Origin of the sequence: Methylobacterium sp. WL64, from assembly GCF_008039945.1 — a bacterium.
Classification (GTDB): Bacteria; Pseudomonadota; Alphaproteobacteria; order Rhizobiales; family Beijerinckiaceae; genus Methylobacterium.
The window spans coordinates 15627-39740 of sequence record NZ_VRVA01000002.1 but is presented as its reverse complement, the minus strand read 5'-3'; the positions used below and the strand labels follow the sequence as shown (position 1 = coordinate 39740).

Sequence of the window (24114 nt, the reverse complement as noted above, 5' to 3'; positions counted from 1 at the left end):
GGCCGGCGGGACGCCTCAGCCGTGGGCGGGGGCAGCCCCGCCGTGGTCACCGTGCGAGGACTTGCCCCGCAGGCGGCCGAGCCAGAGCGAGAAGTGGCGGATCACGACGTAGAAGACCGGGGTGAGGAACAAGCCGAAGAAGGTCGCACCGATCATCCCGAAGAACACCGCGGTGCCCAGGGCCTGGCGCATCTCGGCGCCGGGGCCGGTGGCGATCACCAGCGGCAGGGTGCCGAGGATGAACGCGAAGGCGGTCATCAGGATCGGGCGCAGGCGAAGCCGGCAGGCTTCCACCGCCGCCTCGACCGGGCCCCGGCGCTCACGCAGTTCGATGTCGTGCGCGAATTCGACGATCAGGATCGCGTTCTTGGCCGCGAGGCCGATCAGCACGATCAGGCCGATCTGGGTCAGGATGTTGTTGTCCTGTCCCCGGAACTGCACACCGGCGAGCGCCGCGAGCACGCCGGTCGGCACCACCAGCAGGATCGCCAGCGGCAGGGCCCACGATTCGTACTGCGCGGCCAACACCAGGAAGACGAGGAGCACGCCCAGGGCGAAGACGGCGCCGGCAGTCCCGCTCGCGGCCTTCTGCTGGTAGGCGATCTCGGTCCAGTCGTAGGAATAACCGTCGGGGAGCGCCTTCTTGGCGATTTCCTCCATGGCGGTCAGCGCCTGACCGGTCGAAACGCCGGGCTTGGCCACGCCCTGGATCGGGACCGAGTAGTACAGGTTGAAGCGCTGGACGATCTGCGGACCGGTCACGTCGCGCACCGAGGCGAGGGTACCCATCGGCACCAGTGCCCCCGTCGAGGAGCGCACCTTGATCTGCGAGATATCCTGGATCGACGAACGATAGGCGGCATCGCCCTGCAGGCGCACCTGGTAGATGCGGCCGAGGGTGTTGAAGTCGTTCACATAGGTGCCGCCAAGATCCGCCTGGACCGACGAGAACACGTTGGCGAGCGGTACGTTCAGCATCCGCGCGATGGTGCGGTCGATGTCGAGGAAGAGCTGCGGCGTCGCGTTGTCGAAGGTCGTGAACACCCGCTGCACGTCCGCGCTCTGGTTCGCCTGGGCGATCACCTCGCCGGCCGCGGCCATAAGCGGCCCGATCTCCGAGGATTGGCGGCTCTCGATCTGCAGCTTGAAACCGCCGCCGTTGCCGAGGCCGCGGACCGGCGGCGGAGGGATCACGATCACCCGGGCTTCCTGGATGTCGGACGTCGCCTTGAGCACCTCGCCGGTGAGCACCGCGGCGCTGCGCCCCTCGCCGGCGCGTTCCTTGGCTCCGGTGAGCGTCAGGAACATCACGCCGGCATTGGTGGTGTTGGTGAAGGTCGCCCCGTCGAAGCCCGCGATGATGACGGCGTTGGCGATGCCTTTGACCGTCCGGGCCTGCTTGGCGGCGCGCAGCATCACGTCCGTGGTGCGGTCGAGCGACGAGCCGGAGGGAAGCTGGACGACGCCGATCAGGTAGCCCTGGTCCTGGTCCGGGATGAAGCCCGTCGGCGTCGTCTGCGCCAGGTGCAGGGTGCCAGCGATCACCGCGGCGTAGACCAGCAGCATCGCCCCGAGCCCGACGATCCCGCCGGTCAAGACACGGATCGAGCGGCCGTAGGCGTTCGACGTGGCGTCGAAGGCGCGGTTGAAGCCGTTGGCAAGCCAGTTCACGAACCGGGTCAGGAAGAACTTCGGCTCCTTGCGCGCGTGATGCGGCACGAGCAGGAGCTTACACAGCGCCGGGGACAGGGTCAGCGAGTTGAACGCGGAGATCAGGGTCGAGGCCGCGATCGTGAGCGCGAACTGCTTGTAGAACTGGCCCGAGATGCCCGGGATGAACGCCGTCGGCACGAACACCGCCGCCAGCACGAGCGCGATGGCGATGACGGCGCCGCCGACCTCGTCCATGGTCTTGTGGGCGGCATCGCCGGGCGAAAGCCCTTCGGCCATGTTGCGCTCGACGTTCTCCACCACGACGATGGCGTCGTCGACTACGATACCGATGGCCAGCACCAGCCCGAACAGGGTCAGGTTGTTGAGCGAGAAGCCGAAAGCCGCCATCGCCGCGAAGGTACCGATGAGGGACACGGGGATCGCGATCACCGGGATCAGCGCCGTGCGCCAGCTCTGCAGGAACACCAGCACCACGATGACCACGAGGCCGACCGCCTCGAACAGGGTCTTGTAGACCTCCTGGATCGATTCCTCGATGAACTCGGTGGGGTTGTAGGCGATGCGGTACTCGACGTCCGGCGGGAAGTTCTTCTTGACGACCTCCATCACCTGCTTGACCGAGCTTGCGGCCTCCAGGGCGTTGGTGCCGGGCCGCTGGAACGCGCCGATGCCGACCGCGGGCGTGTCGTTGAGGTACGAGTTGGTGGTGTAATCCTTCTGGCCCATCTCCACGCGGGCGATGTCCTTGACCCGGACGAGGCGCCCGTCCTGGGCCTTGATGATCACTTCGGCGAATTGTTCAGGCGTCTTGAAGCGCGCCTGAGACTGGACCACGAGCTGGAACGCCTCGCCCTTGGCGGCGGGCGGGCCGTTGAGCTGGCCGGCCGCCACCTGCACGTTCTGCTCCTGCAGGGCCGTGGTGACGTCGGTGACCGAGAGGCCGTAGGCGGCGAGCTTGTTCGGATCGACCCAGATGCGCTCGGCGTACTCGTTACCGCCGAACACCGTGATGTCGCCGACGCCGTCGAGGCGCAGCAGCTCGTCGCGGATGTTCAGGTAGATGTAGTTCGCCAGGTAGTTCTGGTCGTAGGTCTTGTTCGGCGAGAGCAGGTGCACGACCAGCATCAGGTCGGGCGAGGCCTTGCGCACCGTAACGCCGAGGTTGCGCACGTCCGGCGGCAGGCGCGGCTGCGCCACCGAAAGCCGGTTCTGCACCAGCACGTTGGCGATATCGAGGTTGGTGCCGACCTTAAAGGTCACGGTCAGCAGCATGTTGCCGTCGTTGGTCGACAACGACGTCATGTACAGCATGTTGTCGACGCCGTTGACCTCCTGCTCGATCGGCGTCGCGATCGTAGCGGCCACGGTCTCGGCGTTGGCGCCCGGATAGGAGGCGCGCACGGTCACGGTCGGCGGCACGATCTCGGGATATTGCGAGACCGGCAGGCTCTCGTAGGCCACGAAGCCGAGGATCAGGAAGATGATCGACGTGACGGACGCGAAGATCGGCCTGTCGACGAAGAAGTGGGCGAAACGCATCGGTCAAACCTCTGAGGCCCGCCGGTCACCCGGTCGGGGCCCTGCGTCGTCGGTGCGGCGCACGCGGCGCGGCGCGCACGAATGCAGTCGTGTCGAGCCGGTCAGGCTCACGTCTTGCTCGGGGGCAACTCGACCGTCTCCGGGGTGACTTTGGCCCCCGGACGGATGCGGGCGACTCCGTTGACCACCACGGTCTCGTCGCCCTTCAGGCCGCTGCGGATCACCCGGTAACCATCGACCTTGGGGCCCAGCACCACGTCCTTCTGCTGGACCACGTTCTCCGGCCCGATCACGTAGACGATGCGCTTGTCCTGGTTGGCCGCGACCGCCTCGTCGGGGATCATCACGCCCTGGAACGGTTTGGTCGCCGGCATCGCGACGATGCCGAACAGGCCGGGCTTGATGAACTGGTCGGCGTTGGGGACGGTGGCGCGCAGCAGGATCGTGCCGGTGGCGTTGTCGACGCGGTTGTCGACGAAGTCGAGGGTGCCCTTGCGGGTCGGCTTCGCCTCGCCCGACAGCGCGATCATGATCGGCACGCCCTTACCCTGCTGGGTCTGGCCCATGCCGATGCCGAGGCTGTTCTGGTACTTGAGGAACGACTTCTCATCGACCGTGAAGCTGAACCAGATCGGGTCGAGGGACACGATCGTCGTCAGCATGGTCTGGTCGGCGCTGACGATGTTGCCCTCGGTGACCAGCCGGCGGCTGATCCGGCCGTTGACCGGGGCCTTCACCTCGCTGAAGTCGTAGTTGAGCTGCGCGTTGTTCAGTGCCGCCTGGGCGCTGTCGACGTCGGCCTGGGCGGTCAGCGACGCCTGCCGGCGCTGATCGGTGACCTGCTCGGAGATGTTGCCGCTCCGCGACAGGGTCTGGGCGCGCTCGAGATCGGTCTGCGAGAACGTCTGGCGCGCCTTGGCGGACGCCAGGGCGGCCTGGGCCTGCTCGAGGGCCGCCTTGTAGGGGCGCCGGTCGATCACGAACAGCAGATCACCCTTCTTCACGGTCTGGCCGTCCATGAAGTTGATCTTCTCCAGGTAGCCGGTCACCCGGGCCCGGACCTCGACGTAATCGATCGCATCGAAGCGGCCGGTATACTGATCCTGCTCGACGATCTCGCGCACCACCGGCTTGGCCACGGTGACCTTCGGCGGCGGACCGCCGGGTGCCTGGGCGTACGCGATCGGGGCGAGCGGCCCCGCGAACAGGAAGCCGGCCGCGAGACCGGAGAGCACGGGGAAGAGGCTGGAAAGCCGGCTGCGCATCGGGTCCTGCTGTCCGTTGGCCGACCCGTCGGTCGAACCGAGCTTGACGACGTGTCCTTGTCAGACGCGCCGTAACCTACGCGCCCGACTGCTTATTGTGCGAGAGCGCACATCACGGCCCGGGACGGCCGGATTGTTTCGGCGAGCTACTCGATTGCTTCGCCTGCGGCGTACCAATCCTTGAAGCCGCCCTTGTAGTGCTCGGAGATGTCGACGCCCGCCTGCTGGGCAGCCATCAGCGCGTGGACCGAACGAACGCCGGACCCGCACGAGAGGACCGGCCGCCGGCCGTCCGCCGCGATGAGGGCGGCCACGGCCTGGGGATCGAACGTGGACAGCGGATGCAGGACGGCGCCGGGGATGTGCCCGGCCTCGTATTCGTGGTCTTCGCGCACGTCGATGACCAGCATCGTGCCGTCGCTCAACCCGCGTTTGACCGTTTCACGATCGAGGTCGACCACCTGCATCGGCGGATCTCCGTTCCGTCCGCCCTAGGGCCAGCCCTATGGACTGACGCTTTCCCTTATTCGTCAGGGCGGGGCCGCGCAACTCGCGGTGACCGGCTCGCTCCCGTCAGATCGCCGCGAGCGTCGGGCCGACCGCCGCGAAATGCGCGTCCCAGGTCGGCGGCACGTAGCCGTCGAGGCGCCCGGCGAGTTCCGCGCGCAGGGGGGCGTCGGGTCGGGCGAGGTTCTCGATGGCGTCGGCCCAGCCCGGCCCGTCGAGGGGATCGCGGAACAGCGCGAAGCCGTCGGCAATCTCCCTGTGCACGGGGATATCGGAGGCCACCACCGGGAGACCGGAGGCCGCCGCCTCGACGATCGGGATGCCGTAGCCTTCGGTGAACGAGGGCATCAGCAGCGCGGTGCAGCTGCGGGACAGTGCTGCCAAGCCGTGTGTGGAAAGGCCCGTGACTTCGACCGTGTGGGCGCGCACGCCGGGGCAGCGATCCAGCATGTCGATCGCGCTCTCGGCCTCCCAGCCCCGGCGCCCGACGACGACGAGGCGGGGCGTTGCGGCGCCGTGCAGCTCGGCGAGCCGCCGCCAGATCTGGAACAGCAGCAGGTGGTGCTTGCGGGATTCGATCGTCCCGCAGACCAGGAAGGTCGGCCGGTCGGGCTGGAGGCGCGGCCCCGCGCGCCCGAAGGCGGGCTCGACGCCGAGATGCCCCACCGCCACGGGTGGGCGTCCGAAGCCTTCGGTGGTGAGATGGTCGAGGGTGCGGGCGCCGGTATCGGCGGAGTTGACCAGGATCGCGGCGGCGTGCCGGCCGATCGTGCGCATCCGGAGCCGGTGCCGGTCGGCCTCGCCGGCACGCCCGTATTCCGGATGGGTGATCGGGATGAGGTCGTGGACGAAGAACGCCGCGCGCACGTCGCGCCGGTCGTAGAGCCAATCGAATCGGCGCGGGTTATCGAGGCGCAGGTGCGATGTGTGCAGGTAAAGCGCGTCGCGGGGCAGGGCGGCGAGCGACCGGCCGCGCGCGGCGATGTCGGCCGCAGTCCGGGCCTGGATCCGACGGCGCTGCACACCCTCGACCGGGGTGGCCTGCGCAGGTGGGGCGGAGGCCAGCGGGGCGCCGAGCCGCGCTGCGAGACCGCGATAGACCGGATCCGAGAGCGCGTCCCGGTCTTCGACCCAGCCCGCCGCCACCGCGTCGACGATGGCGAGGGCACGCTCCCGGTCGAGCACCCGCGGTCCGTAGGCCGTGGAGACCATGCCGACGGCCGGTCCGGGCCGCCCCAGATAGAAGCGCGCGTAGGCGAGGTCGACCCGGTCGATCCCCGACGGGCTGGCATGGCGCAGGCGTGTGACGAGGCGCGTGAGATCGAAGGCGATCGGTCGGTCCGTCATGGTCCTCGAGGGCGTGGCGCGAGCGTTCGGCGTGGTGAGACGCGGAGCGGAGGCTCCCCGTAACCGCCCCGGCCGGGGAGGGCCAGGGTCGACGATCCGGCACGGAGGGCTTGCGCGGGCGGAGCGCGACGGCTAAGAGCGCCGTGCCCATGTGGCGTCGGAGTGTAGCGCAGCCCGGTAGCGCACCTGTCTGGGGGACAGGGGGTCGTCGGTTCAAGTCCGGCCACTCCGACCATATCTGTTCCGCCCATCGCGAACACGAGCACGCGGGGCGACATCTTCTAGCATCGGGATCGTCGGCAGTTTCGTTCGCGCGCGTGCGGGGCGAGTTAGTCCGGCGGGGCGTAGGCCGAGCCGTCCGCGGCCCTGACCGGCTCTTCCACGTAGCGACCCTGCTTCGGAACGGCGACAGCGTCGAACGTGTCGGCCAGGGCGTGGAGCGCCCGCCGCATCTCGGGTCCCTCCAGGGGACGGCCGTGACCTGTGATGACGCGCTCCGGTTCGAGAGCGGCGAGGGTCCGGACCGAGTCGCGCGCAGCTGTCCAATCGAGGGTCAGGTACATGGGCGGCCCATGCAGTTCCGGCTCCTGTGTCGTCACCGCATAGGCCGATTCCTGCGCCGTGGTGACGAAGGCATCGCCGGCGATGAGGGTGCGGTCGGCCTCGCGCCAGAACGAGACGTGACCCGGCGCGTGCCCGGGCGTGTGGATCCAGCGCCAGCCAGCCATCGGCGGAACGGACCCGTCGGCCGGCAGATCCTGCAACCGATCGGACACGTCGACCGGCCGCGTCGGGTACAGAGGCGACAGGCGCCCCAGCAATCCCCCGCCGACGCTCGGATCGGGGGTCGGGTAGGAGGCGCTGCCGTCCAGATACGGACGCTCCAGCGCATGCGCGAAGACCGGGACGTCCCACTCCGCGGCGAGATCCTCCAGCACGCCGACATGGTCGAAATGGCCGTGTGTCAGCACGATCGCGGCCGGCCGCGCGCCCGCGCCGAACCGTGCTTCCGCGGCGGCCTTGATCGCGCCCTTCGCGCCCAGCACGCCCGCATCCACCAGCACCCACCCGCGATCGCCCGCCCCGGGCGCGCCGACGAACACGGTGTTGACCAGCACGAGCCGCCGATACGCGACGTCGGCCGTGATGGCGTGCGTGGAATCGTCCCGCTCTGCGTCACGGGCCGGATCATCGGCGCGGGCCTTCGGATCGACCGGGATCTGCTGGGCCATGTCGGGCGGCTCTCCTGCCAGGTGCCCGAGCAGGCCGGCATCGAGGGACCCGCTCAAGTCATTGCGACCGTGAGGATTTCAACGCCGCGGCCCTCTGCGGTCCGGGCGTGAGGCGCGTTGGCCGCCCCTGTACCGCAAACCGGGCTTCCCGAGGCGGGTTCCCGCTCGGCGATGACGTCCGCCTCGCCGCAGAGGCTTCGCGCGCGGCGTGGCAGACCCCATATTGCAACGACCGACGCACCCGTCGCAGGTTCGAGCATGGCACCGAGTCCCGTCGCCCTCATCGCCTCCGCCGCCATCGTCACCCTGGTCGCCACCGGGACGGGGGCGATCGTCCTGCAGCAGGGGTCGCGGTTCAGCCATCCGCGCCGGGTCGGCGGGTCCTTCGCGATGGCGGATCTCGACGGGCGCCCGGTGAGCCAGGCTGACCTGCTTGGCAAGCCGTCGGCCCTGTTCTTCGGCTTCACCCATTGTCCGGAGGTCTGCCCGACGACGCTGTCCACCCTGTCCGGCGCACTCGGCCGCATGGGGCGTGACGCAGACCGGCTGAACGTGGTCTTCGTCACCCTCGACCCGGAGCGGGACACCCCCGACAGCCTGCGGGACTATCTGACCGCGTTCGATCCGAGGATTCGCGGCTTCGTCGGGACGCCCGATCAGGTCGCCCGCATGGCCGATGCCTACCACGTCGCCTACAAGCGCGTGCCGGTCCCGGGCGGCGACTACACGATGGAGCATTCCGCCACGGTCGGCCTGTTCGACAAGACCGGCCGCATGGTCGGGGAGATCGGCTACGGGGAGGATGAGGACCGCACGCTGTCCAAGCTGATCACGCTGGCGCTGCCGGGCCAATGCGCGCCCGGCGGCGGCGCGGCGCTCTGGGAGACCAACGGTCCGACCAACGCCTGCGGCCCGCGAAGCTGAACCTCAGCCGGCTGAGCCGTCAATGGCGCGCTCATTCCAGCGTGGCTAGAGGACGCGGCGGGTCGTCGGAGGGGCGATTCCCGGAGGTTTCAGCTTGATCACGCGACGCGCCCTGACAGCCGTAGGCCTGCTGGCCCTCTCGCCGCTCGCGCGATCAGCCGAGGCCGCATCCGGCGGTCCGCGTCTGGCGCCGCCGGAGCCGATGGATTTCGAACGCCTGAAGGATCTGGCGCGCACACTGCGCGATCGTCCCTACATGCCGCCCCACGAGGCACCCCCGTCGCCGACCCTCGACGCGCTGACCTACGGGCCGCTTCAGGAGATCCGCTACCCGCCAGCGCACGCATTGTTCCCGGAGAGCCCGTACCCGGTCACCTTCTTCCACCTCGGCAACTTCTTCCGTCACCCGGTGAAGATCTTCGCCCTGGAAGGCGGCCAGGCCCGGGAGGTACTGTATTCGCGCGATCTCTTCGCCTACCCCCCCGGCAATCCCGGCCAGGATCTGCCGGACGGCTCGGGCTTTGCCGGCGTACGCTTCCAGAAGGTCCCGGCCGGCCGGCTCGGTGACGACGGCGACTGGCTGGCATTCCTCGGCGCCTCCTATTTTCGCGCCGCCGGCGACGGGGCACAGTACGGCGCCTCGGCTCGGGGCATCGCCATCGATACGGCGGCGGGGCCGGGGAAACCGGAAGAATTCCCAGTCTTCACCCGCTTCTACGTCTCCCCCGCCGCGGACGGGGCGGTCTCGGTGCTGGCGCTCCTCGAAGGCCAGAGCCTGACCGGCGCCTACCGGTTCACCGCGCGGAAGGAGCCGCACGTGGTGATCGACGTCGCCTGCACATTGTATATCCGCAAGGCCGTCGAGCGGTTCGGCGTCGCGCCCCTGACCTCGATGCTGTGGTATTCGGAGGGGATGAGCCGGTTCCTCGCCAGCGACTGGCGGCCCGAGGTGCACGATTCCGATGGCCTGCTGATGCAGACCGGCACCGGCGAGCTGATCTGGCGCCCGCTCAACAACCCGCCGCGCCTCAGCGTCAGCGCCTTCGCGGACACGTCGCCGAAGGGGTTCGGCCTGCTCCAGCGCGACCGGGCGTTCGACAACTACATCGACGACGGCTTCGAGGAGAACCGCCCCCACATCTGGGTGGAGACCCAGGGCGATTGGGGACAGGGCAGCGTGCAGCTGGTCGAGATCCCGACGCACCAGGAGACCGACGACAACATCGGCGCCATGTGGGTCCCGGCCGACCCGCCCGCCGCGGGTGCCGAGCGCAGCTTTGCCTATCGCCTGCACTGGCCGGTGGCCGAGCCGGTCGCCACCGATCTCGCCCGCTGCGTCGCGACCCGGGCGACCAAGGCGTCCTGGCTGTCCGACGCGGACCGGCGGCCTGGCCGGGCAAACCTCGTGCGCCAATTCGTGCTGGCGTTCGAGGGCGCGGCCTTGGCCGGCCGCGACCCGGAGAAGGCGCAGGTGGCACTCACGCTGTCCCGCGGCACCGCGGAGGAGGTCGGGGCGACCTGGGCGCCCTACGGCAAACCGAGTCCCTGGCGCGTCTTCCTGAAGGTCTACGCCGAAGGGCAGCAGCCGATCGAGATGCGGCTGCAACTCAAGGATGGAGACCGCCTTCTCTCGGAGACCTGGGCCTACCAGTATTATCCCGAGGCGCCCGGGACGGTGCTGTAGGCGGCGACCGGGCGCATTGCCGACGCCGGCCCGCTGCCCTTAGAAGGTCGAGCCCCGGCCGCAGGTGCCGGTTGTCCCACCGCCGCATCGGAGGCCGTCATGAACGGCGAACGACCGCCCGGCACCGATCTGCCCGACGCCCTGACCCGGCTGTTGAGAGCGCCCAAGAGCGCGATCTGGCCGACGCCCGAGGATCGGGATCGCCTGCGCCTCGGTCGTCAGCGCCCCCGGCAGCCGAGCCGCGCCGTGATGGGCGTCTGGATCTGGGCGATCCTGTACAACGTGATCGGCTTCGCGATCCTCGCGACCCTGTGGCGGACGATGCACTGACGATGAACGCACCCCTATGGACCCGGCCCGGATCACGCCGCGCCATCCTGGCCGCCCTGCTCGTCGCGAGTCTGGCCGCCGCCCCGGCCCGGGGGCAGACGCGCGAGAGCGCCCTGAACGCCGACGATGGCACCGGGGCCGTAAAGGTCTGCGCGCCTGTGGCGATGCCGCGTTGGCGCTCGATGATTCCGGCCCCGAAAACCTGGACCTTCCTGGACTGCATGGGCTTCTCGGGCGAGATGGGCGCCAGCCACTTCCAGCTCGGCTGCCTGTTCGCCAACGTCACGCCGCACGCGCAGAAATACGCCTGGGGGCCGCTGGTGGCGATCGAGAAGGCGGCCTTGGCCAAGCCGCAGCCGCCCATGCCCAATTGCGGATGGTGACAGGCCGGTTCGGCTCGGGTCGGCCGATTCCGTACGAACTTGCACGGGCAACCCGCATACCAACGCCGATCGACCGTCGACTTTGCGCGGATGAGATCGGCGCAATCCGTTGCATTTGATCGATCCGCGAAACCCTTGTCTCTCGAGTCCGTGCGAGGATCGGTGGGAGGAGAGCCCACGAGGATCGACGCGCTTCAGACCGCAACCACCGGGATGACCCGGGCCACCGACCGGCTTGGGACTGCGGCGCAGCGCATCGCGGAGATCGGCGTACCGGTCGGCGATGCGGCGCTGCCGCCCGCCGCGCAGGTCGATCTGTCGAGCACCGTCGCGGATCTGATCGGGTCGCGGACATCCTTCGCCCTGAACGCCGCGGTGGCGCGCACCGCCGACCGCATGAGCGGCCAGCTTCTCGACATCACCGCCTGAGGCCCGCGCGACGACGCGCTCACTCGGCCGGGGCCGACCGGCGCGGGCCGATCGTGGGGGCCGCCAGGAGCGCCAGGATCGCGGCTGCGGCGAACAGCAGCCCGACGCCGATCGCGCGGTACGCGACCACACCCAGGAGGCCACCGCCGAGGAACGCGCCGACCGTCATCAGGTGAAGCCGCAGCTTGTTGGGGTCGTGGCGTTTCGCCAGGGGATCGCCGGCTTTGCGATCGAGCCAGCGCGCGAGTTCGATCCCGATATCGGTGATCATCCCGGTGACGTGCGTGGTCCGCACCCGGGCATCCGTGATCTTCGTCGCCACGGCGTTCTGCAGGCCCAGGACGAAGCTCAGGCCGAACACCAGAGCCTCGCCCCGCGCCGGCTCGGCCATGGGGAGTGCGACCAGACCGATCGCAGCAAGCAGGAGGGCCTCGGCCCGGATGCCGTAGGCGTAAGCCCCGGAGGGGGCGTGGCGCCGGCGCCGGCGGATCAGCAGAGTCGAGGTCGCGGCGCCCAGCACGAACAGGATGACGAGGAGCAGCGCCTGGGCGGCGAGGATCAGGTCGCCGGTCCCGGCTCGGTCCGAGATCGCCGACACGTTGCCGGTCATGTTCGAGGCGTAGAACCCAAAGGCGTAGAAGCCCGCCGTGTTCAGGGCGCCGGCCACCGCCGCCAGGGACCAGGACAGGGTCAGGTCGGCATCGCGGGTGCGCGTCTCGCCTTCATGGACAAGCATGGAATCGCCGATGCCGTTGGGTCAGTCCGGATTGAGTCGGTACTCGTACCCGACCCGCCCCCGATCGGGTACGCGACCACGGCGCAGCGGTGCCCTGCATCGGTTCCGTGGACCAGGCGTAGCCATCGACGGACGGGCGCGCGGGACGAGACCGTTCCGGTGCCACGGCACCCGGGCCGATCCGGACATCACCGTTCGGGTCGCCCGCCGGGATCGTCGCGCCGTCCCGTCCTCACCAGCCGCGATCGTCGCCACCGAGGTGGCGACCGTAGCCGCCTTCGTCGTCGTAATCCGCATCGTCGCGCCAGCGGCGGTGACCGTAGCCCACCGGGACTCGCTCGTAGGTGACCACGCGTCGCGTCGCGTAGACCGGCTCGACGGCGTCGTAGGCGCGGTAGGCCGGCCGCGGCCGGACGACCACGGGGATCGGGGCGTAGCCGTCGTCCTGGATGCCGTACGCGTGGCCGTAGCCCGGCGCGGCCTGGGCGGCAGCACCGATCAGGGCACCGGCCGCCAAGCCACCGATGATGCCGGCCACCACGGCGCCACCGCCGCGTGCCTCGGCGGTCGTGGATGCGAGGGTCCCCGCGCCGATCAGCGCGGCGGCCGAAAGCACAGCGATCCGTTTCATGGCCTGACTCCGAATGAAGCGCGGGATCACCAGGGCGATCCCGATCACAGGAGACAGGATGCCTGGGCGTCGCTGCATCGGCTCTGAAGTCCGCCTGCAGCCACCGTTCAGCTTTCAGTCCCGACGGCGACCATCGGCGCCTCTCGGACGTAGCCCCGGGAAATCAGGCGGCTGCGCTCGCGCGTGCGCCGCTCGGCCTCCATCAGGTCGGACAGGGCGTCGGCGATGGCGCAGCGGAGCGCGATGCCGGCATCGCCGCCGGTGAAGCTGAGATAGGCGCGGCTGATCGCGTCGACCGGACAGGCATGATCCGCCTGTGCAGCAAGGGCCTGGGTCAGCATCGGGGTCTCCTTCGTCACACGCCGGAACGAAGGGAGAACAATTCAGAAGGGTTAACGCTTCGTCAACGCATGGCCGCCAACGCGCGAGGGCGTCGGCAAACCCTGTGGATAACGGGGATCCGGATGCCGGAGCGCTGTCGAGAACCCTGTTTACTCCGGAAGCCTCGGGAGGCGCTGACCGTCCTGGGGAATCGGATAGCGCGCCGTGTTCAGCTCCATGGCGAGCAAGGTGTAGTAGCCCGAGATGGCGGCCAGATCGACGATACCGGCCTTCCCGAACCGGGCCTCCGCCCGGGCGTAGGTGGTATCCGAGACGCGCCGCGTATCCTGCAGTTCGGTCGTAAAGTCGTACACGATCGTCTCGTCCTCGCTCATCCGGGCCGGCCGGCGCCCATCGCGGATCGCCGCGACGATCTCGGGGGCGATGCCCGCCTTCTCGGCGATGGGGGCGTGGACATACCATTCGTAATCCTGGGTCCAGCGCCGGGCCGTGAGCAGGATCACCAGTTCCGAGAGCGTCGTGCCAATCTTGGGCTTGAAGCGCAGATAGTCGCCCATCGCGCGGGCGAGGGTCATCACCTCGGGCGAGTGCATCAGCGGCTGGAACGGGCCGAACGGCGGCTTGCCGCGGGCCTGCTCGAACGCCTCGGCGGCCTGCTTCTGCTCGGGCGTATAAACCTGCGGCGGGATGGTCGGCAGGCGCTCTTCGGCTGCGATCGTGAGGGTGGGGAACAGGGCCGCGAGCGCCAGGGCGCGGGCGGCGAGGCGGATGCGCATCGTTTCACTCCCAAATCGTTACGCGTACGTTCGCCTCGGCCTGCGGCGCCGGCCAGGGCAGGGGCGGCCGATCGGTGTCGATCGCGCCTCGGCGTCACGGGGGAGCGCCGGGCGGTTGCGCCCCGCGCCGGGCCGGGCCATCAGCGGAGGCGATGGCCGGTCCAACCTCCGCGCTGCCGATCGAGGCCGCACTCCCCGAACTGCGTCGCGTGCTATCCGCCCGGAATGCCGCCGTGCTGGTGGCGCCCCCCGGCGCCGGCAAGACCACGCGCGTTCCCCTCGACCTGCTCGACGCCCCCTGGCTTGAGGGACGCAAGATCATCCTCCTTGAGCCGCGCCGCCTGGCGGCCCGGGCCGCCGCCGCCCGGATGGCGCAGACCCTGGGCGAGCCGGTGGGCGAACGGGTCGGCCTGCGGGTGCGGCTCGGCTCGAAGATCTCGGCGCGGACCCGGATCGAGGTGGTGACCGAGGGCGTGTTCACCCGCATGATCCTCGACGATCCGGAGCTCGCGGGCATCGGGGCTGTGCTGTTCGACGAATTCCACGAACGGTCCCTCGACGCCGATCTGGGCTTAGCCTTCGCGTGCGATGCACAGGGCGGCTTGCGCGAGGATCTGCGGATCCTGGTCATGTCCGCGACCCTGGATGGCGCCCGCGTCGCGCGGCTGCTCGGCGACGCCCCCGTGGTCGCGTCCGAGGGCCGGGCTTTCCCGGTGGAGACCCGGTACGCCGAGCGCGACCCGAACCGGCGGATCGAGGATTCGGCGGCCGAGGTCACGCTGCGGGCGCTCCGGGCAGATCCCGGGTCGGTGCTGGTGTTCCTTCCGGGACAGGCCGAGATCCGGCGGACGCACGACATCCTGGCCGCGAAGGTCGGGCCGGAGGTCCAGCTCGCCCCGCTCTACGGCGCACTCACCCCGGCAGAGCAGGACCGCGCCGTCGCGCCGGCGCCGGCCGGTACCCGCAAGGTGGTGCTGGCCACCAGCATCGCCGAGACCTCGCTGACCATCGAGGGCGTCCGGATCGTGGTCGATTCCGGCTTGGCCCGCGTGCCGGTCTACGAGCCGGGCCTCGGCCTGACCCGGCTGGTCACGGCCCGGGCGTCGCGCGCCTCGGTCGACCAGCGCCGGGGGCGGGCCGGGCGGACCGAGCCGGGGCTGTGTTGGCGGCTGTGGTCGGAGGCCGGCACCAACGCGCTGGAGCCGTTCACCCGCCCGGAGATCCTTTCGGCGGACCTCGCCGGCCTGCTGCTCGACTGCGCCGCCTGGGGCGTGACCGATCCGGGCAGGCTCGCCTTTCTGGATCCACCGCCCGCCCCGGCGCTCACGGAGGCCCGCACCATGCTGGCCGCCCTCGGGGCGCTCGACGCCGACGGTCGCCTGACCGAGGTCGGCACGCGACTGCGCGCCCTGCCGTTGCCGCCCCGGCTCGCCCGGATGGTAACGGCGGCGGCCGGAACCGGCCACGCCCGCGCCGCCGCAGATCTCGCGGCAGTTCTGGTCGAACGTGGGCTGGGCGGCGACGGCATCGACCTCGACGAGCGGGTCGAGCGCTTCCGGCGAGACCGAGGAGCCCGGGCCGCGGATATGCGCCGCCTGGCCGAGAATTGGGCGCGGATCGCTGGCGGCGCGCAACATTACGCCCCGGAAGCCGCCGGCCTGCTGCTCGCCCTGGCCTATCCGGACCGGGTCGCCCGCGCCCGGGGACGGGAGGGCGAGTTCGTGATGGCGAGCGGCCGCGCCGGCCGACTCGATCCGGCGAGTCCACTCGCCCGGGAGACCTACCTGGTCATCGCCGACTTGGCCGGCGCCGCCGGCAACGCTCGCATCCTGGCGGCGGCTTCCATCGGTGCCGACGCGATCGAGAGGCTGTTCTCCGACCGGATCGAGGCGCGCACCGAGGTGACCTTCGATTCGCAGGCCGCCGCCCTGCGGGCCAGAGCGGTCCGGCGCCTGGGTGCGGTCAGCCTCGGAGAGCGGCCGCTGCCTGTCCCGGCCGACACCGCGTCCGCGGAGATCCTCGCCAGCGGCATCGTCGGCCTCGGGATCGATCGGCTGCCCTGGACGCCGGGACTGTCGCAATGGCGGGCCCGCGTGCAGTTCCTGCACGCCGCCGAGGGCGATACGACCTGGCCGGATCTCTCCGACGCCGCCCTCGGGGCCAGTGCCGCAGCTTGGCTGGCGCCGGCGCTCGTCGGACGCAACTCCCTCGCGGCGATCACCCCGGACGACCTCGGCGGCGCCCTCCAGGGCCTGCTGCCCTGGCAGCTCCGCGGCCGGCTCGACGGGGAGGCGCCGACCCATGTCGAGGTGCCGACCGGCTCACGCATCCCGGTCGACTACACCGAGGCCGAGCCTGTGCTGGCGGTCCGGGTGCAGGAATTGTTCGGCCTGGACCGCCATCCCACCGCGGGCGGCCGTCCCCTCGTGCTGCACCTGTTGTCGCCGGCGCATCGCCCGATTCAGATCACCCGGGATCTGCCGGGCTTCTGGCGCGGTTCCTGGGCGGCGGTGCGTGCGGAGATGCGCGGGCGCTACCTGCGCCATCCCTGGCCGGAAGACCCGTTGGCCGAGGCGCCGACCCGGCGGGCAAAGCCCCGTGGCACCTGAGTTTCGGCAGGCCCGATACCCGTCAACGACACGAGGGACGAGACGCAATGGCGACTGACCCGACACCCTTCGATCCTGCATCCGAGGGCTGGGCGCTGGTGGAGGACGAGGGTTTCATCGCCCATGTCGGCCCGCTCCATGTCCGCGCCGCGGACGGCGCCTACGCGTTCCGTGCGGAGCAGAAGCACGCCAACCTGATCGGGGTGGTCCATGGCGGCATGCTGATGAGCTTCGCCGACCGCGCGCTGGGCGAGACCGCGATGCGGGCCGCCGACGGCGCCAACTGCGTGACGATCCAGCTCGAGATGAAGTTCATCGATGTCGGCCGCCTCGGCGACTGGCTCACCGTGCACCCCGGGGTGGTGAAGCGCACCGGCTCCCTGGTCTTCATGCGCGGGGAGATACGCGAAGGCCCGCGCCTGGTGGCGACAGCAGACGGTGTTTGGAAGATCCTGCGCCGCAAGCCCGGTTGATCGAAACGCGGTCCCAGTCATACTGCCGAGATCGACAAGAGTTAGATCGACGATCGGTCGGCGTACGGGGAGGTCTATCATGCGGCAATCACAGGATGACGCTGTCAGAACTGGACTCGCGCGACCGTCCCGTCGCGCGATGCTCGTCGGTGCTGGCGCAGCCCTTGCCTCGACCACGGCGGCTCTCGGTCAGCCGGAGCCGCCGAGCACCGTGACCGACCCGCCCCGCGACTTTCGTCCCGGCGCGGCCCCGACCACCTACTTCACCGATCCCGACGTCATCACGGTCGATCCGGCCTTCGGCCCCTACGTGGTTCCCAACAGCGCCATCCGCCGCCTCTGGACCGGCGCACTTTGGGCGGAGGGGCCGGCATGGAACAGCCTCGGCCGCTTCCTGATCTGGAGCGACATCCCGAACGACCGCCAGATGCGGTGGCTCGAGGAGGACGGGCATGTCGGCGTCTTCCGCAGCCGCAGCAACAACTCGAACGGCAACACCTTCGATCGCCAGGGCCGCCAGATCTCCTGCGAGCACATCACCCGGCGGGTGGTGCGCTACGAGCTCGATGGCTCAGCCACGATCCTGGCCGACCGCTTCGACGGCAAGCCGTTCAATTCACCCAACGACGTCGAGCAGCACGCCGACGGATCGTACTGGTTCACGGATCCGCCCTATGGCGGTCTCCTGTACGAGGGGATGCCGGACGAGGCGGGCGGCCCGTCGAACCCGCAGGGCCGGATCAATCCACGGCTCGGCCAGGCGGCCGGGATCGCCGTCGGCAAGCGCGCGCTCCCCAACGCGCTCTACCGCATCGACCCGACCGGCCGGATCGACCAGATCCTGACGGACGCGCAGGTGCCGAATCCGAACGGGCTGTGCTTCTCGCCCGACCACAAGACGCTCTACCTGTCCTCCACCGGGAAAGGCCCCGGCGATACCGGAGCCGGCGGCAAGGGTGAGATCTACGCCTTCGATGTCGGAGACGGCCCCAAGCTCTCGAACCAGCGGCTGTTCTCGGATTGCGTCGTGGACGGCGTGAAGTGCGGACCGGACGGCATGCGGGCCGATGTCGACGGCAACCTCTGGGTCGCGAGCAACGCGGGCCGGGCGGTCGGCTACAACGGTGTCACGGTGTGGTCGCCGCAGGGCAAGCTGATCGGCCGCATCCGCCTGCCCGAGGTCTGCGGCAACCTCACCTTCGGCGGCCCGAAGCGGAACCGCCTGTTCATGACCGCGAGCCAATCGCTCTACGCGGTCTATGTGAACACGCAGGGGGCGGGGCCGGCCTGAACGCGGGTGAGGGCCGACGCCAACCAGATGCGGAACCGCATGAGGCTGGATGTCCCTTCTCCACCTGAGCCTGATGCGCACGCCCCGGCGTGCGTCGGGATGCGGCCGACGGATCGAAATCCCTCGGCCCTGTGGATCCTGGCGCCCGCATGAATGATGACGGCGACGAACGGCGGCAGATGGCAGGAAAGCACCCGTGGTTGCCGGGCCCCCGGGACGCTATCTGTAACCGGCATGAGTGAGGATCCCGCCCCCGACCCGACCTTGAGCCGCCTCGGCGCCGCCTTGGGCGACCTGCCCAAGCGTGGGCTGCCGCCGGTCGAGACATGGAACCCGCCCTATTGCGGGCCCATCGACATCCGCATCGCCGCGGACGGCACCTGGCACCACAACGGCTCGCCGATCCGCCGGGATAAGATGGTGAAGCTGTTCGCCTCCATCCTGCGGCGCGAGCCGGATGGGCGGACGGTGCTGGTGACCCCCGTGGAGAGCGTCGGCATCACCGTGGACGACGCCGCCTTCGTGGCCGTCGAGATGGCGGTGGACGGAGGCGGGGAGGACCGGCGGATCTCGTTCCGGACCAATGTCGACGATCTCGTGAGCGTCGACTCGGAACATGCCTTGCGCTTCGAGCAGGAGCCCGATGGGGCTCTGAAGCCCTATCTTCATGTCCGGCGCGGACTCTCGGCCCTGGTCACCCGCGCGCTCACCTACGATCTGGTGGAACTCGCCGAGGAGCGCGTGATCGACGGGCGGCCTTGGCTCGGCCTCTGGGCCGGCGGCACCTTCCACACGATCGCCCCGGCCGAGGCCGCGTGAGCGACCCGCACGCCGAATTCCTCGCCCGCGCCGCGTCCCACCTCTCCCCAGCCCCACCGGGCCCGGACGACCCGACCTCGAATCCCCGGGGGGACCACAGTCTCGACCCGGACGGCAGCGCGGTGATCCCGCCGCCGCCGCACCGGCGGGCGGCAGTCCTTGTGCCGGTGGTGTTCCGGACGGACGGCCTGAGGCTGGTCCTGACCCAGCGGGCGGCCAACCTGCGCGACCATTCCGGGCAGGTCGCGCTGCCGGGCGGCAAGATCGACCCGGCCGATCCCGGACCCGCGGACGCAGCCTTGCGGGAGGCCCACGAGGAGATCGGGCTCGCACCCGACTCGGTCCGCCTGCTCGGCTATCTCGACCCCTACCTGTCCGGCACAGGGTTCCTCGTCACGCCGGTGATCGGCGTGGTCCCGGCCGACGCCGTCTTCACGCCGAACCCCAGCGAGGTCGCGGACGTGTTCGAGGTGCCGATGCCGGTGCTGATGGACCGGGACCGCTATGTTGTGCAGGCGCGGGTCTGGCAGGGACGCACCCGCCGGTACTATGCCCTGACCTTCGAGGACCGGCTGATCTGGGGCGTCACCGCCGGGATCTTGAACAACCTCCGGGAGCGCCTCTACCCGGAAACCGGCCCCCACCCCGCGGGATAAGGCAACCGACCATCATGCTGCGCCGCCTCATCGAAGAGTTCGGCCTCTTCCTCATCCCGTTCGTGCTGTTCATGGCCTACCTGGTGCTCGTGGGCCGCAACCCGATGCGCCGGGTGCACTGGGACCCGCACCTCGTCCGTCTGGTCCTCGCCGGCCTCGCCATCGTCATCGGGACGCTGGTCTACGAGGGCTTGTTCTCGGAGCGCAGGGCCGGCGGCTACGTGCCGACCCATATGGAGAACGGCCGTCTGGTGCCGGGCGGCTTCAAGTGAGCCAGGCCGCCCTCGATTACGGCGCGCTCGCGGCCCTGCTGGGCCAGCCGGGCGTACGCCGGGCACTCGCCGCACTCGATGTTCCGCACGCCGAGACCCGCCTGGTCGGCGGCTGCGTGCGCGACGCGCTGCTGGGCAGCCCGTCCGCCGACATCGACCTCACGACCACGCTGTTGCCGGACGCCGTGATGGATGCCGCCCGGAAGGCGCAAGGCCTCAAGGCGGTGCCCACCGGGATCGAGCACGGCACGATCACCCTGGTGACAGAGGACGGGCCGGTCGAGGTCACGACCCTGCGCGAGGATGTCGAGACCGATGGCCGCCATGCGGTGGTCCGGTTCGGTGGCGATTTCGCCCGGGATGCCGAGCGGCGCGACTTCACCGTCAACGCCCTCTCCCTGGGAGCCGACGGGCGCCTGTACGATACGGTCGGCGGTCTAGCCGATCTGAAGGCCGGGCGGGTGCGCTTCATCGGCGATCCCGGGACCCGGATCCACGAGGATGCGCTCCGGATCCTGCGCTTCTTCCGCTTCCACGCCCGATTTGGCGCCGGCCCTCCTGATCAGGCGGGGCTCGCCGCTTGCGTCGCCGCCCGGGACGCCCTCGACCGGCTGTCCCGCGAGCGGGTCCGGGCCGAATTCGTGAAACTGCTGGCTGCCCGCAACGGCACCCAAATGGTCGCGGTCCTGAGCGCCACCGGGCTCCTTCAGCGGATCACCGGCGGCGTCGCAGAAGTGGGGCGCCTGGATCGGGCGTTCGCCGCAGCGCTCTCGCCGGTGATGCGCCTCGCGGCCCTCTCGGTCGGCGGGCGGCACGATGCCGACCGGCTGCGCGAACGGCTGCGCCTGTCAAAGCAGGAGCACGCGCTGCTCAGCGGCTACGCGGATGCGCTGGCAGACCTCCACGGTCGCGCCGACATCGACCCACACACGGCCCGGGCGCTCGTGGCCGAGCACGGCCTGCCGCTCCTGAAGGAAACGCTGACGATCGTGTCGGGCGAGCCCCGGCCTGTCGTGGGGAAAGAGGCGCGGCAAGCGCTGGATTCGCTGAGCGGTGCAGGCGGTGCGCCGCGCTTCCCGCTCGCGGGGGCGGATCTCGTGGCCGCGGGCCTCCCGGCAGGTCCGGCCATCGGCCGTGGATTGGCAGCGGCCCGGGAACTCTGGTTGGAGCGCGGCTGCCCGGCCGATACCGAGGCGAGGGCCGAGCTGTTGGAGCGCGCGCTGGCGAGTGCCCGCGCGTTCTCTCTCAGAGCTTGAGGAGCGCCTTGGTCTCCTGGAGCTGGACGATCTGGCCGTTCAGATCTTCGCGCTTCTGCAGATCTTCGGTGGCGTCGCGCTGCAACTCGGCCGCCTCGATATCCCGGTCCAGGGATTCGTGGGTGAGCTCCTCGATCGGCGCGGCGCGCTCGGCGAGGACGGTCACGGCGGTCGGGCCGATATCGGCGAAGCCACCGCGGACGTAGATCCGTTTGCCGCTGCCCTGGCTCTCGGTGATCACGATGACGCCGACCCGCAAGGACGTCAGGACCGGGGCATGGCCCGGCATCACAGTCATCTCGCCCTCGGTGCCGGGGAGCTGAACGGCCGTCACCTCGCCGGAATACAGCGTCCGCTCGGGGCCGACGAAATCGAAGTGGAAGGTGGCCATCTCAGGACGATCCCGGAACCGCAACGCGCTCTCCGCCCCATCGTGGGGCGCAGGTGGAAGTGGGGCGGTTCGGGCAGCACCGGCGAGCCTCGCCGCGGCCATCCCACCCCGGCCCCTCCCCGCGAGGGGGAGGGGATTGGCGGGCCTTACGCGGCCTTGAGCTTCTTGGCCTTCTCCTGAGCCTGCTCGATCGTGCCAACCATGTAGAAGGCAGCCTCCGGCAGGTCGTCGTAGTCGCCGTTCACCAGGCCCTTGAAGCCCTTGATGGTGTCTTCCAACTGCACCTGCACGCCCGGCGAGCCGGTGAACACCTCGGCCACCGAGAAGGGCTGCGAGAAGAAGCGCTCGATCTTGCGGGCGCGGGCGACAGTGAGCTTATCCTCCTCGGACAGCTCGTCCATGCCCAGGATCGCGATGATGTCCTGGAGCGCCTTGTAGCGCTGCAGGGTCTGCTGCACCCGGCGGGCGACGTCGTAGTGCTCCTCACCGAGGATGGCCGGCGACAGCATGCGCGAGGTCGAATCCAGCGGATCCACGGCCGGGTAGATGCCCTTCTCGGCGATCGAGCGCGACAGCACCGTCGTGGCGTCGAGGTGGGCGAACGAGGCGGCGGGCGCCGGGTCGGTCAGATCGTCGGCCGGCACGTAGATCGCCTGCACCGAGGTGATCGAACCCTTGTTGGTGGTGGTGATGCGCTCCTGCAGCGCGCCCATGTCCGTGGCGAGCGTCGGCTGATAACCCACGGCCGACGGGATGCGGCCGAGAAGCGCCGACACCTCGGAACCGGCCTGCGTGAAGCGGAAGATGTTGTCCACGAAGAACAGCACGTCCTGGCCTTCGTCGCGGAACTGCTCCGCGATGGTCAGGCCGGTGAGCGCGACCCGCGAGCGGGCGCCGGGCGACTCGTTCATCTGACCGTAGACCAGGGCGCACTTGGAGCCCGCGGCCGAGCCGCCATTCTCCTTCGGGTCCAGGTTCACCTTGGACTCGATCATCTCGTGGTAGAGATCGTTGCCCTCACGCGTACGCTCACCGACGCCGGCGAACACCGAGTAGCCCGAGTGCACCTTCGCGATGTTGTTGATCAGCTCCATGATCAGCACGGTCTTGCCGACGCCGGCGCCGCCGAACAGGCCGATCTTTCCGCCCTTCGCGTAGGGGGCGAGCAGGTCGACGACCTTGATGCCGGTCACCAGGATCTGCGCCTCGGTCGACTGGTCGGCGTAGGACGGGGCCGGCTGGTGGATGGCGCGGTAGGTGTCACACACCACCGGGCCAGCCTCGTCGATGGGCTCGCCGATGACGTTCATGATCCGGCCGAGGGTGTTCATGCCCACCGGAACCTTGATCGGCTCGCCGGTGTCCGTGCACTCCTGACCGCGGGTGAGGCCCTCGGACGTGTCCATGGCGACGCAGCGGACGGTGCTCTCGCCGAGCTGCTGGGCGACTTCGAGAACGAGGCGGGCGCCGTTGTTCTTGGTTTCCAGGGCGTTCAGGATCTCCGGCAGGTGGCCGTCGCTGAACTGCACGTCGACCACGGGGCCGATGACCTGGATGATCTTGCCGACCTTGTTGGAGCCGGCGCCGGGGATTGCGGTGTTCGCCATTGTAAACCTACCCTTCAAGCTGTGCGTTCAGGTCGCGGTGCCTCAGAGAGCTTCCGCGCCCGAGATGATCTCGATGAGTTCTTTGGTGATCATGGCCTGACGCGTACGGTTGTAGATCAGCGTCTGCTTCTTGATCATCTCGCCGGCGTTGCGGGTTGCCGAGTCCATGGCGCTCATGCGCGCCCCCTGCTCGGATGCCGCGTTCTCCAGGAGCGCCCGATAGACCTGCACGGTGAGGTTCTTCGGCAGGAGCGTCTCCAGGATCGCCTCCTCGGACGGCTCGAATTCCAGCGCGGCGTTGCCGATCCCAGCCTTCGCAGAGGTATCGACCGCCGGCAGTTCCGCCGGGATCAGCCGCTGCGCGGTGGGGATCTGCGAGATCACCGACCGGAATTCGGAGTAGAACAGGGTCGCGACGTCGAACTCGCCGGCTTCGAAGCGCGTCAGGATCTTGCTGGCGATCTCGGCGGCGAACTCGTAGTCCACCGGGCGGTTGCCGCGGATATCCATGCTCTCGACGATCTGGTCGCGATACAGGCGCCGCAGCTGGTCGTTGCCCTTCTTGCCGACCGTCATGATCTTGACGGTGTTGCCCTCGGCGGTGAGCTTCAGAATGTATTCCCGGACCGCCAAGCGGACGATCGAGGAGTTGAACGCGCCGCAGAGGCCGCGATCGCCGGTGCAGACGACCAGAAGGTGTGTCTGATCGGCGCCGGTCCCGGAGAGCAGCTTCGGGGCGCCCACGCCACCGACCAGGTTGCCCGCCAGGTTGCCGAGCACCTGGGCCATCTTTTCCGCGAAGGGACGGCCGGCCTCGGCGGCCATCTGCGCCCGGCGCAGCTTGGCGGCCGCGACCATCTGCATGGCCTTGGTGATCTTCTGCGTCGCCTTCACCGAGGTGATGCGGTTGCGCAGGTCCTTCAAACTCGCCATCGGGCCGC

Annotated in this window: 24 protein-coding genes and 1 tRNA gene; 13 read left to right on the top strand and 12 right to left on the bottom strand. The window is 69.8% G+C overall.

Annotation, left to right across the window (positions count from 1 at the left end):
* Positions 1 to 15: 15 nt before the first annotated feature.
* From FV242_RS01450 to FV242_RS01435, 4 genes are all read right to left on the bottom strand, one after another.
* The gene (locus FV242_RS01450; RefSeq protein WP_147853723.1) at positions 16 to 3213 is read right to left on the bottom strand and encodes an efflux RND transporter permease subunit; all 3198 of its coding nucleotides are present in this window, start codon (positions 3211 to 3213) and stop codon (positions 16 to 18) included.
* A gap of 107 nt (positions 3214 to 3320) precedes the next feature.
* Positions 3321 to 4478 carry an efflux RND transporter periplasmic adaptor subunit gene (locus FV242_RS01445; RefSeq protein ID WP_147906074.1) on the bottom strand — a complete coding sequence of 386 codons (1158 nt, stop codon included), beginning with the start codon at positions 4476 to 4478 and terminating at the stop codon, positions 3321 to 3323.
* Between the two features lie 146 nt (positions 4479 to 4624).
* Positions 4625 to 4945, bottom strand: a complete 321-nt coding sequence (locus FV242_RS01440) for a rhodanese-like domain-containing protein (RefSeq protein ID WP_147906073.1) — start codon at positions 4943 to 4945, stop codon at positions 4625 to 4627.
* Between the two features lie 106 nt (positions 4946 to 5051).
* Complete coding sequence (locus FV242_RS01435) at positions 5052 to 6332, bottom strand: glycosyltransferase family 1 protein (protein ID WP_147937673.1); 1281 nt, start codon at positions 6330 to 6332, stop codon at positions 5052 to 5054.
* Between the two features lie 158 nt (positions 6333 to 6490).
* Between FV242_RS01435 and FV242_RS01430 the strand changes: the two genes are divergently transcribed.
* Positions 6491 to 6567 (top strand) — tRNA-Pro (locus FV242_RS01430).
* Positions 6568 to 6661: 94 nt separating this feature from the next.
* Here FV242_RS01430 and FV242_RS01425 read toward each other — a convergent pair.
* Positions 6662 to 7564 carry an MBL fold metallo-hydrolase gene (locus tag FV242_RS01425; protein WP_147937776.1) on the bottom strand — a complete coding sequence of 301 codons (903 nt, stop codon included), beginning with the start codon at positions 7562 to 7564 and terminating at the stop codon, positions 6662 to 6664.
* A gap of 258 nt (positions 7565 to 7822) precedes the next feature.
* Between FV242_RS01425 and FV242_RS01420 the strand changes: the two genes are divergently transcribed.
* From FV242_RS01420 to FV242_RS01400, 5 genes are all read left to right on the top strand, one after another.
* On the top strand, positions 7823 to 8488 hold the full coding sequence (locus FV242_RS01420; RefSeq protein ID WP_147937672.1) for an SCO family protein: 666 nt from the start codon (positions 7823 to 7825) through the stop codon (positions 8486 to 8488).
* A gap of 94 nt (positions 8489 to 8582) precedes the next feature.
* Positions 8583 to 10172: a glucan biosynthesis protein gene (locus FV242_RS01415; protein WP_147937671.1), complete on the top strand. Its 1590-nt coding sequence runs from the start codon at positions 8583 to 8585 to the stop codon at positions 10170 to 10172.
* 99 nt (positions 10173 to 10271) lie between these two features.
* Positions 10272 to 10502, top strand: coding sequence for a hypothetical protein (locus FV242_RS01410; protein ID WP_147905648.1), 231 nt, complete (start codon positions 10272 to 10274; stop codon positions 10500 to 10502).
* 2 nt (positions 10503 to 10504) lie between these two features.
* Positions 10505 to 10885, top strand: a complete 381-nt coding sequence (locus tag FV242_RS01405) for a hypothetical protein (RefSeq protein ID WP_147937670.1) — start codon at positions 10505 to 10507, stop codon at positions 10883 to 10885.
* Positions 10886 to 11047: 162 nt separating this feature from the next.
* Positions 11048 to 11314 carry a flagellar protein gene (locus FV242_RS01400; RefSeq protein WP_246692562.1) on the top strand — a complete coding sequence of 89 codons (267 nt, stop codon included), beginning with the start codon at positions 11048 to 11050 and terminating at the stop codon, positions 11312 to 11314.
* A 19-nt stretch (positions 11315 to 11333) separates the two neighbouring features.
* On the opposite strand, the gene FV242_RS01395 is transcribed toward FV242_RS01400, so the two are convergent.
* From FV242_RS01395 to FV242_RS01380, 4 genes are all read right to left on the bottom strand, one after another.
* Positions 11334 to 12050: a YoaK family protein gene (locus tag FV242_RS01395; RefSeq protein WP_147937669.1), complete on the bottom strand. Its 717-nt coding sequence runs from the start codon at positions 12048 to 12050 to the stop codon at positions 11334 to 11336.
* A 232-nt stretch (positions 12051 to 12282) separates the two neighbouring features.
* Positions 12283 to 12681 (bottom strand): hypothetical protein, encoded by a 399-nt coding sequence (locus FV242_RS01390; RefSeq protein ID WP_147937668.1) that lies wholly within the window; start codon positions 12679 to 12681, stop codon positions 12283 to 12285.
* A 107-nt stretch (positions 12682 to 12788) separates the two neighbouring features.
* Positions 12789 to 13022, bottom strand: a complete 234-nt coding sequence (locus FV242_RS01385) for a hypothetical protein (RefSeq protein ID WP_147905652.1) — start codon at positions 13020 to 13022, stop codon at positions 12789 to 12791.
* Between the two features lie 150 nt (positions 13023 to 13172).
* Positions 13173 to 13799: a carboxymuconolactone decarboxylase family protein gene (locus tag FV242_RS01380; RefSeq protein WP_147937667.1), complete on the bottom strand. Its 627-nt coding sequence runs from the start codon at positions 13797 to 13799 to the stop codon at positions 13173 to 13175.
* A gap of 152 nt (positions 13800 to 13951) precedes the next feature.
* On the opposite strand from FV242_RS01380, the gene hrpB reads away from it, so the two are divergent.
* The 7 genes from hrpB to FV242_RS01345 all read left to right on the top strand — a co-directional run bounded on the left by hrpB (position 13952) and on the right by FV242_RS01345 (position 21175).
* The gene (hrpB, locus tag FV242_RS01375; RefSeq protein WP_147937666.1) at positions 13952 to 16408 is read left to right on the top strand and encodes an ATP-dependent helicase HrpB; all 2457 of its coding nucleotides are present in this window, start codon (positions 13952 to 13954) and stop codon (positions 16406 to 16408) included.
* Positions 16409 to 16455: 47 nt separating this feature from the next.
* Positions 16456 to 16881: a PaaI family thioesterase gene (locus FV242_RS01370; RefSeq protein ID WP_147905655.1), complete on the top strand. Its 426-nt coding sequence runs from the start codon at positions 16456 to 16458 to the stop codon at positions 16879 to 16881.
* A 139-nt stretch (positions 16882 to 17020) separates the two neighbouring features.
* Positions 17021 to 18172, top strand: coding sequence for an SMP-30/gluconolactonase/LRE family protein (locus tag FV242_RS01365; protein ID WP_246692561.1), 1152 nt, complete (start codon positions 17021 to 17023; stop codon positions 18170 to 18172).
* A 234-nt stretch (positions 18173 to 18406) separates the two neighbouring features.
* The gene (locus FV242_RS01360; protein ID WP_147905657.1) at positions 18407 to 18991 is read left to right on the top strand and encodes a DUF1285 domain-containing protein; all 585 of its coding nucleotides are present in this window, start codon (positions 18407 to 18409) and stop codon (positions 18989 to 18991) included.
* Complete coding sequence (locus FV242_RS01355) at positions 18988 to 19647, top strand: CoA pyrophosphatase (protein WP_147937664.1); 660 nt, start codon at positions 18988 to 18990, stop codon at positions 19645 to 19647. The genes FV242_RS01360 and FV242_RS01355 overlap by 4 nt, the downstream gene beginning before the upstream one ends.
* Before the next feature lie 14 nt (positions 19648 to 19661).
* On the top strand, positions 19662 to 19919 hold the full coding sequence (locus tag FV242_RS01350; RefSeq protein ID WP_147905659.1) for a DUF6111 family protein: 258 nt from the start codon (positions 19662 to 19664) through the stop codon (positions 19917 to 19919).
* Entirely contained in the window at positions 19916 to 21175 is a 1260-nt protein-coding gene (locus FV242_RS01345) for a CCA tRNA nucleotidyltransferase (protein ID WP_147937663.1), read from the top strand. The genes FV242_RS01350 and FV242_RS01345 overlap by 4 nt, the downstream gene beginning before the upstream one ends.
* On the opposite strand, the gene FV242_RS01340 is transcribed toward FV242_RS01345, so the two are convergent.
* The 3 genes from FV242_RS01340 to FV242_RS01330 all read right to left on the bottom strand — a co-directional run bounded on the left by FV242_RS01340 (position 21165) and on the right by FV242_RS01330 (position 24106).
* Positions 21165 to 21566 (bottom strand): F0F1 ATP synthase subunit epsilon, encoded by a 402-nt coding sequence (locus tag FV242_RS01340; RefSeq protein WP_058190458.1) that lies wholly within the window; start codon positions 21564 to 21566, stop codon positions 21165 to 21167. The genes FV242_RS01345 and FV242_RS01340 overlap by 11 nt on opposite strands.
* Before the next feature lie 146 nt (positions 21567 to 21712).
* On the bottom strand, positions 21713 to 23173 hold the full coding sequence (gene atpD, locus FV242_RS01335) for a F0F1 ATP synthase subunit beta (RefSeq protein ID WP_147854040.1): 1461 nt from the start codon (positions 23171 to 23173) through the stop codon (positions 21713 to 21715).
* 42 nt (positions 23174 to 23215) lie between these two features.
* Entirely contained in the window at positions 23216 to 24106 is an 891-nt protein-coding gene (locus FV242_RS01330) for a F0F1 ATP synthase subunit gamma (protein WP_147937662.1), read from the bottom strand.
* Between the last annotated feature and the right edge of the window lie 8 nt (positions 24107 to 24114).

Coding starts and splice junctions, on each gene's coding strand:
- FV242_RS01385 (WP_147905652.1), bottom strand. CDS start 13,022: ATGCTGACCCAGGCCCTTGCTGCACAGGCGGATCATGCCTGTCCGGTC.
- FV242_RS01450 (WP_147853723.1), bottom strand. CDS start 3,213: ATGCGTTTCGCCCACTTCTTCGTCGACAGGCCGATCTTCGCGTCCGTC.
- FV242_RS01435 (WP_147937673.1), bottom strand. CDS start 6,332: ATGACGGACCGACCGATCGCCTTCGATCTCACGCGCCTCGTCACACGC.
- FV242_RS01445 (WP_147906074.1), bottom strand. CDS start 4,478: ATGCGCAGCCGGCTTTCCAGCCTCTTCCCCGTGCTCTCCGGTCTCGCG.
- atpD (WP_147854040.1), bottom strand. CDS start 23,173: ATGGCGAACACCGCAATCCCCGGCGCCGGCTCCAACAAGGTCGGCAAG.
- FV242_RS01365 (WP_246692561.1), top strand. CDS start 17,021: ATGCTCGTCGGTGCTGGCGCAGCCCTTGCCTCGACCACGGCGGCTCTC.
- FV242_RS01340 (WP_058190458.1), bottom strand. CDS start 21,566: ATGGCCACCTTCCACTTCGATTTCGTCGGCCCCGAGCGGACGCTGTAT.
- hrpB (WP_147937666.1), top strand. CDS start 13,952: ATGGCCGGTCCAACCTCCGCGCTGCCGATCGAGGCCGCACTCCCCGAA.
- FV242_RS01420 (WP_147937672.1), top strand. CDS start 7,823: ATGGCACCGAGTCCCGTCGCCCTCATCGCCTCCGCCGCCATCGTCACC.
- FV242_RS01410 (WP_147905648.1), top strand. CDS start 10,272: ATGAACGGCGAACGACCGCCCGGCACCGATCTGCCCGACGCCCTGACC.
- FV242_RS01350 (WP_147905659.1), top strand. CDS start 19,662: ATGCTGCGCCGCCTCATCGAAGAGTTCGGCCTCTTCCTCATCCCGTTC.
- FV242_RS01330 (WP_147937662.1), bottom strand. CDS start 24,106: ATGGCGAGTTTGAAGGACCTGCGCAACCGCATCACCTCGGTGAAGGCG.
- FV242_RS01390 (WP_147937668.1), bottom strand. CDS start 12,681: ATGAAACGGATCGCTGTGCTTTCGGCCGCCGCGCTGATCGGCGCGGGG.
- FV242_RS01370 (WP_147905655.1), top strand. CDS start 16,456: ATGGCGACTGACCCGACACCCTTCGATCCTGCATCCGAGGGCTGGGCG.
- FV242_RS01360 (WP_147905657.1), top strand. CDS start 18,407: ATGAGTGAGGATCCCGCCCCCGACCCGACCTTGAGCCGCCTCGGCGCC.
- FV242_RS01425 (WP_147937776.1), bottom strand. CDS start 7,564: ATGGCCCAGCAGATCCCGGTCGATCCGAAGGCCCGCGCCGATGATCCG.
- FV242_RS01405 (WP_147937670.1), top strand. CDS start 10,505: ATGAACGCACCCCTATGGACCCGGCCCGGATCACGCCGCGCCATCCTG.
- FV242_RS01380 (WP_147937667.1), bottom strand. CDS start 13,799: ATGCGCATCCGCCTCGCCGCCCGCGCCCTGGCGCTCGCGGCCCTGTTC.
- FV242_RS01395 (WP_147937669.1), bottom strand. CDS start 12,050: ATGCTTGTCCATGAAGGCGAGACGCGCACCCGCGATGCCGACCTGACC.
- FV242_RS01440 (WP_147906073.1), bottom strand. CDS start 4,945: ATGCAGGTGGTCGACCTCGATCGTGAAACGGTCAAACGCGGGTTGAGC.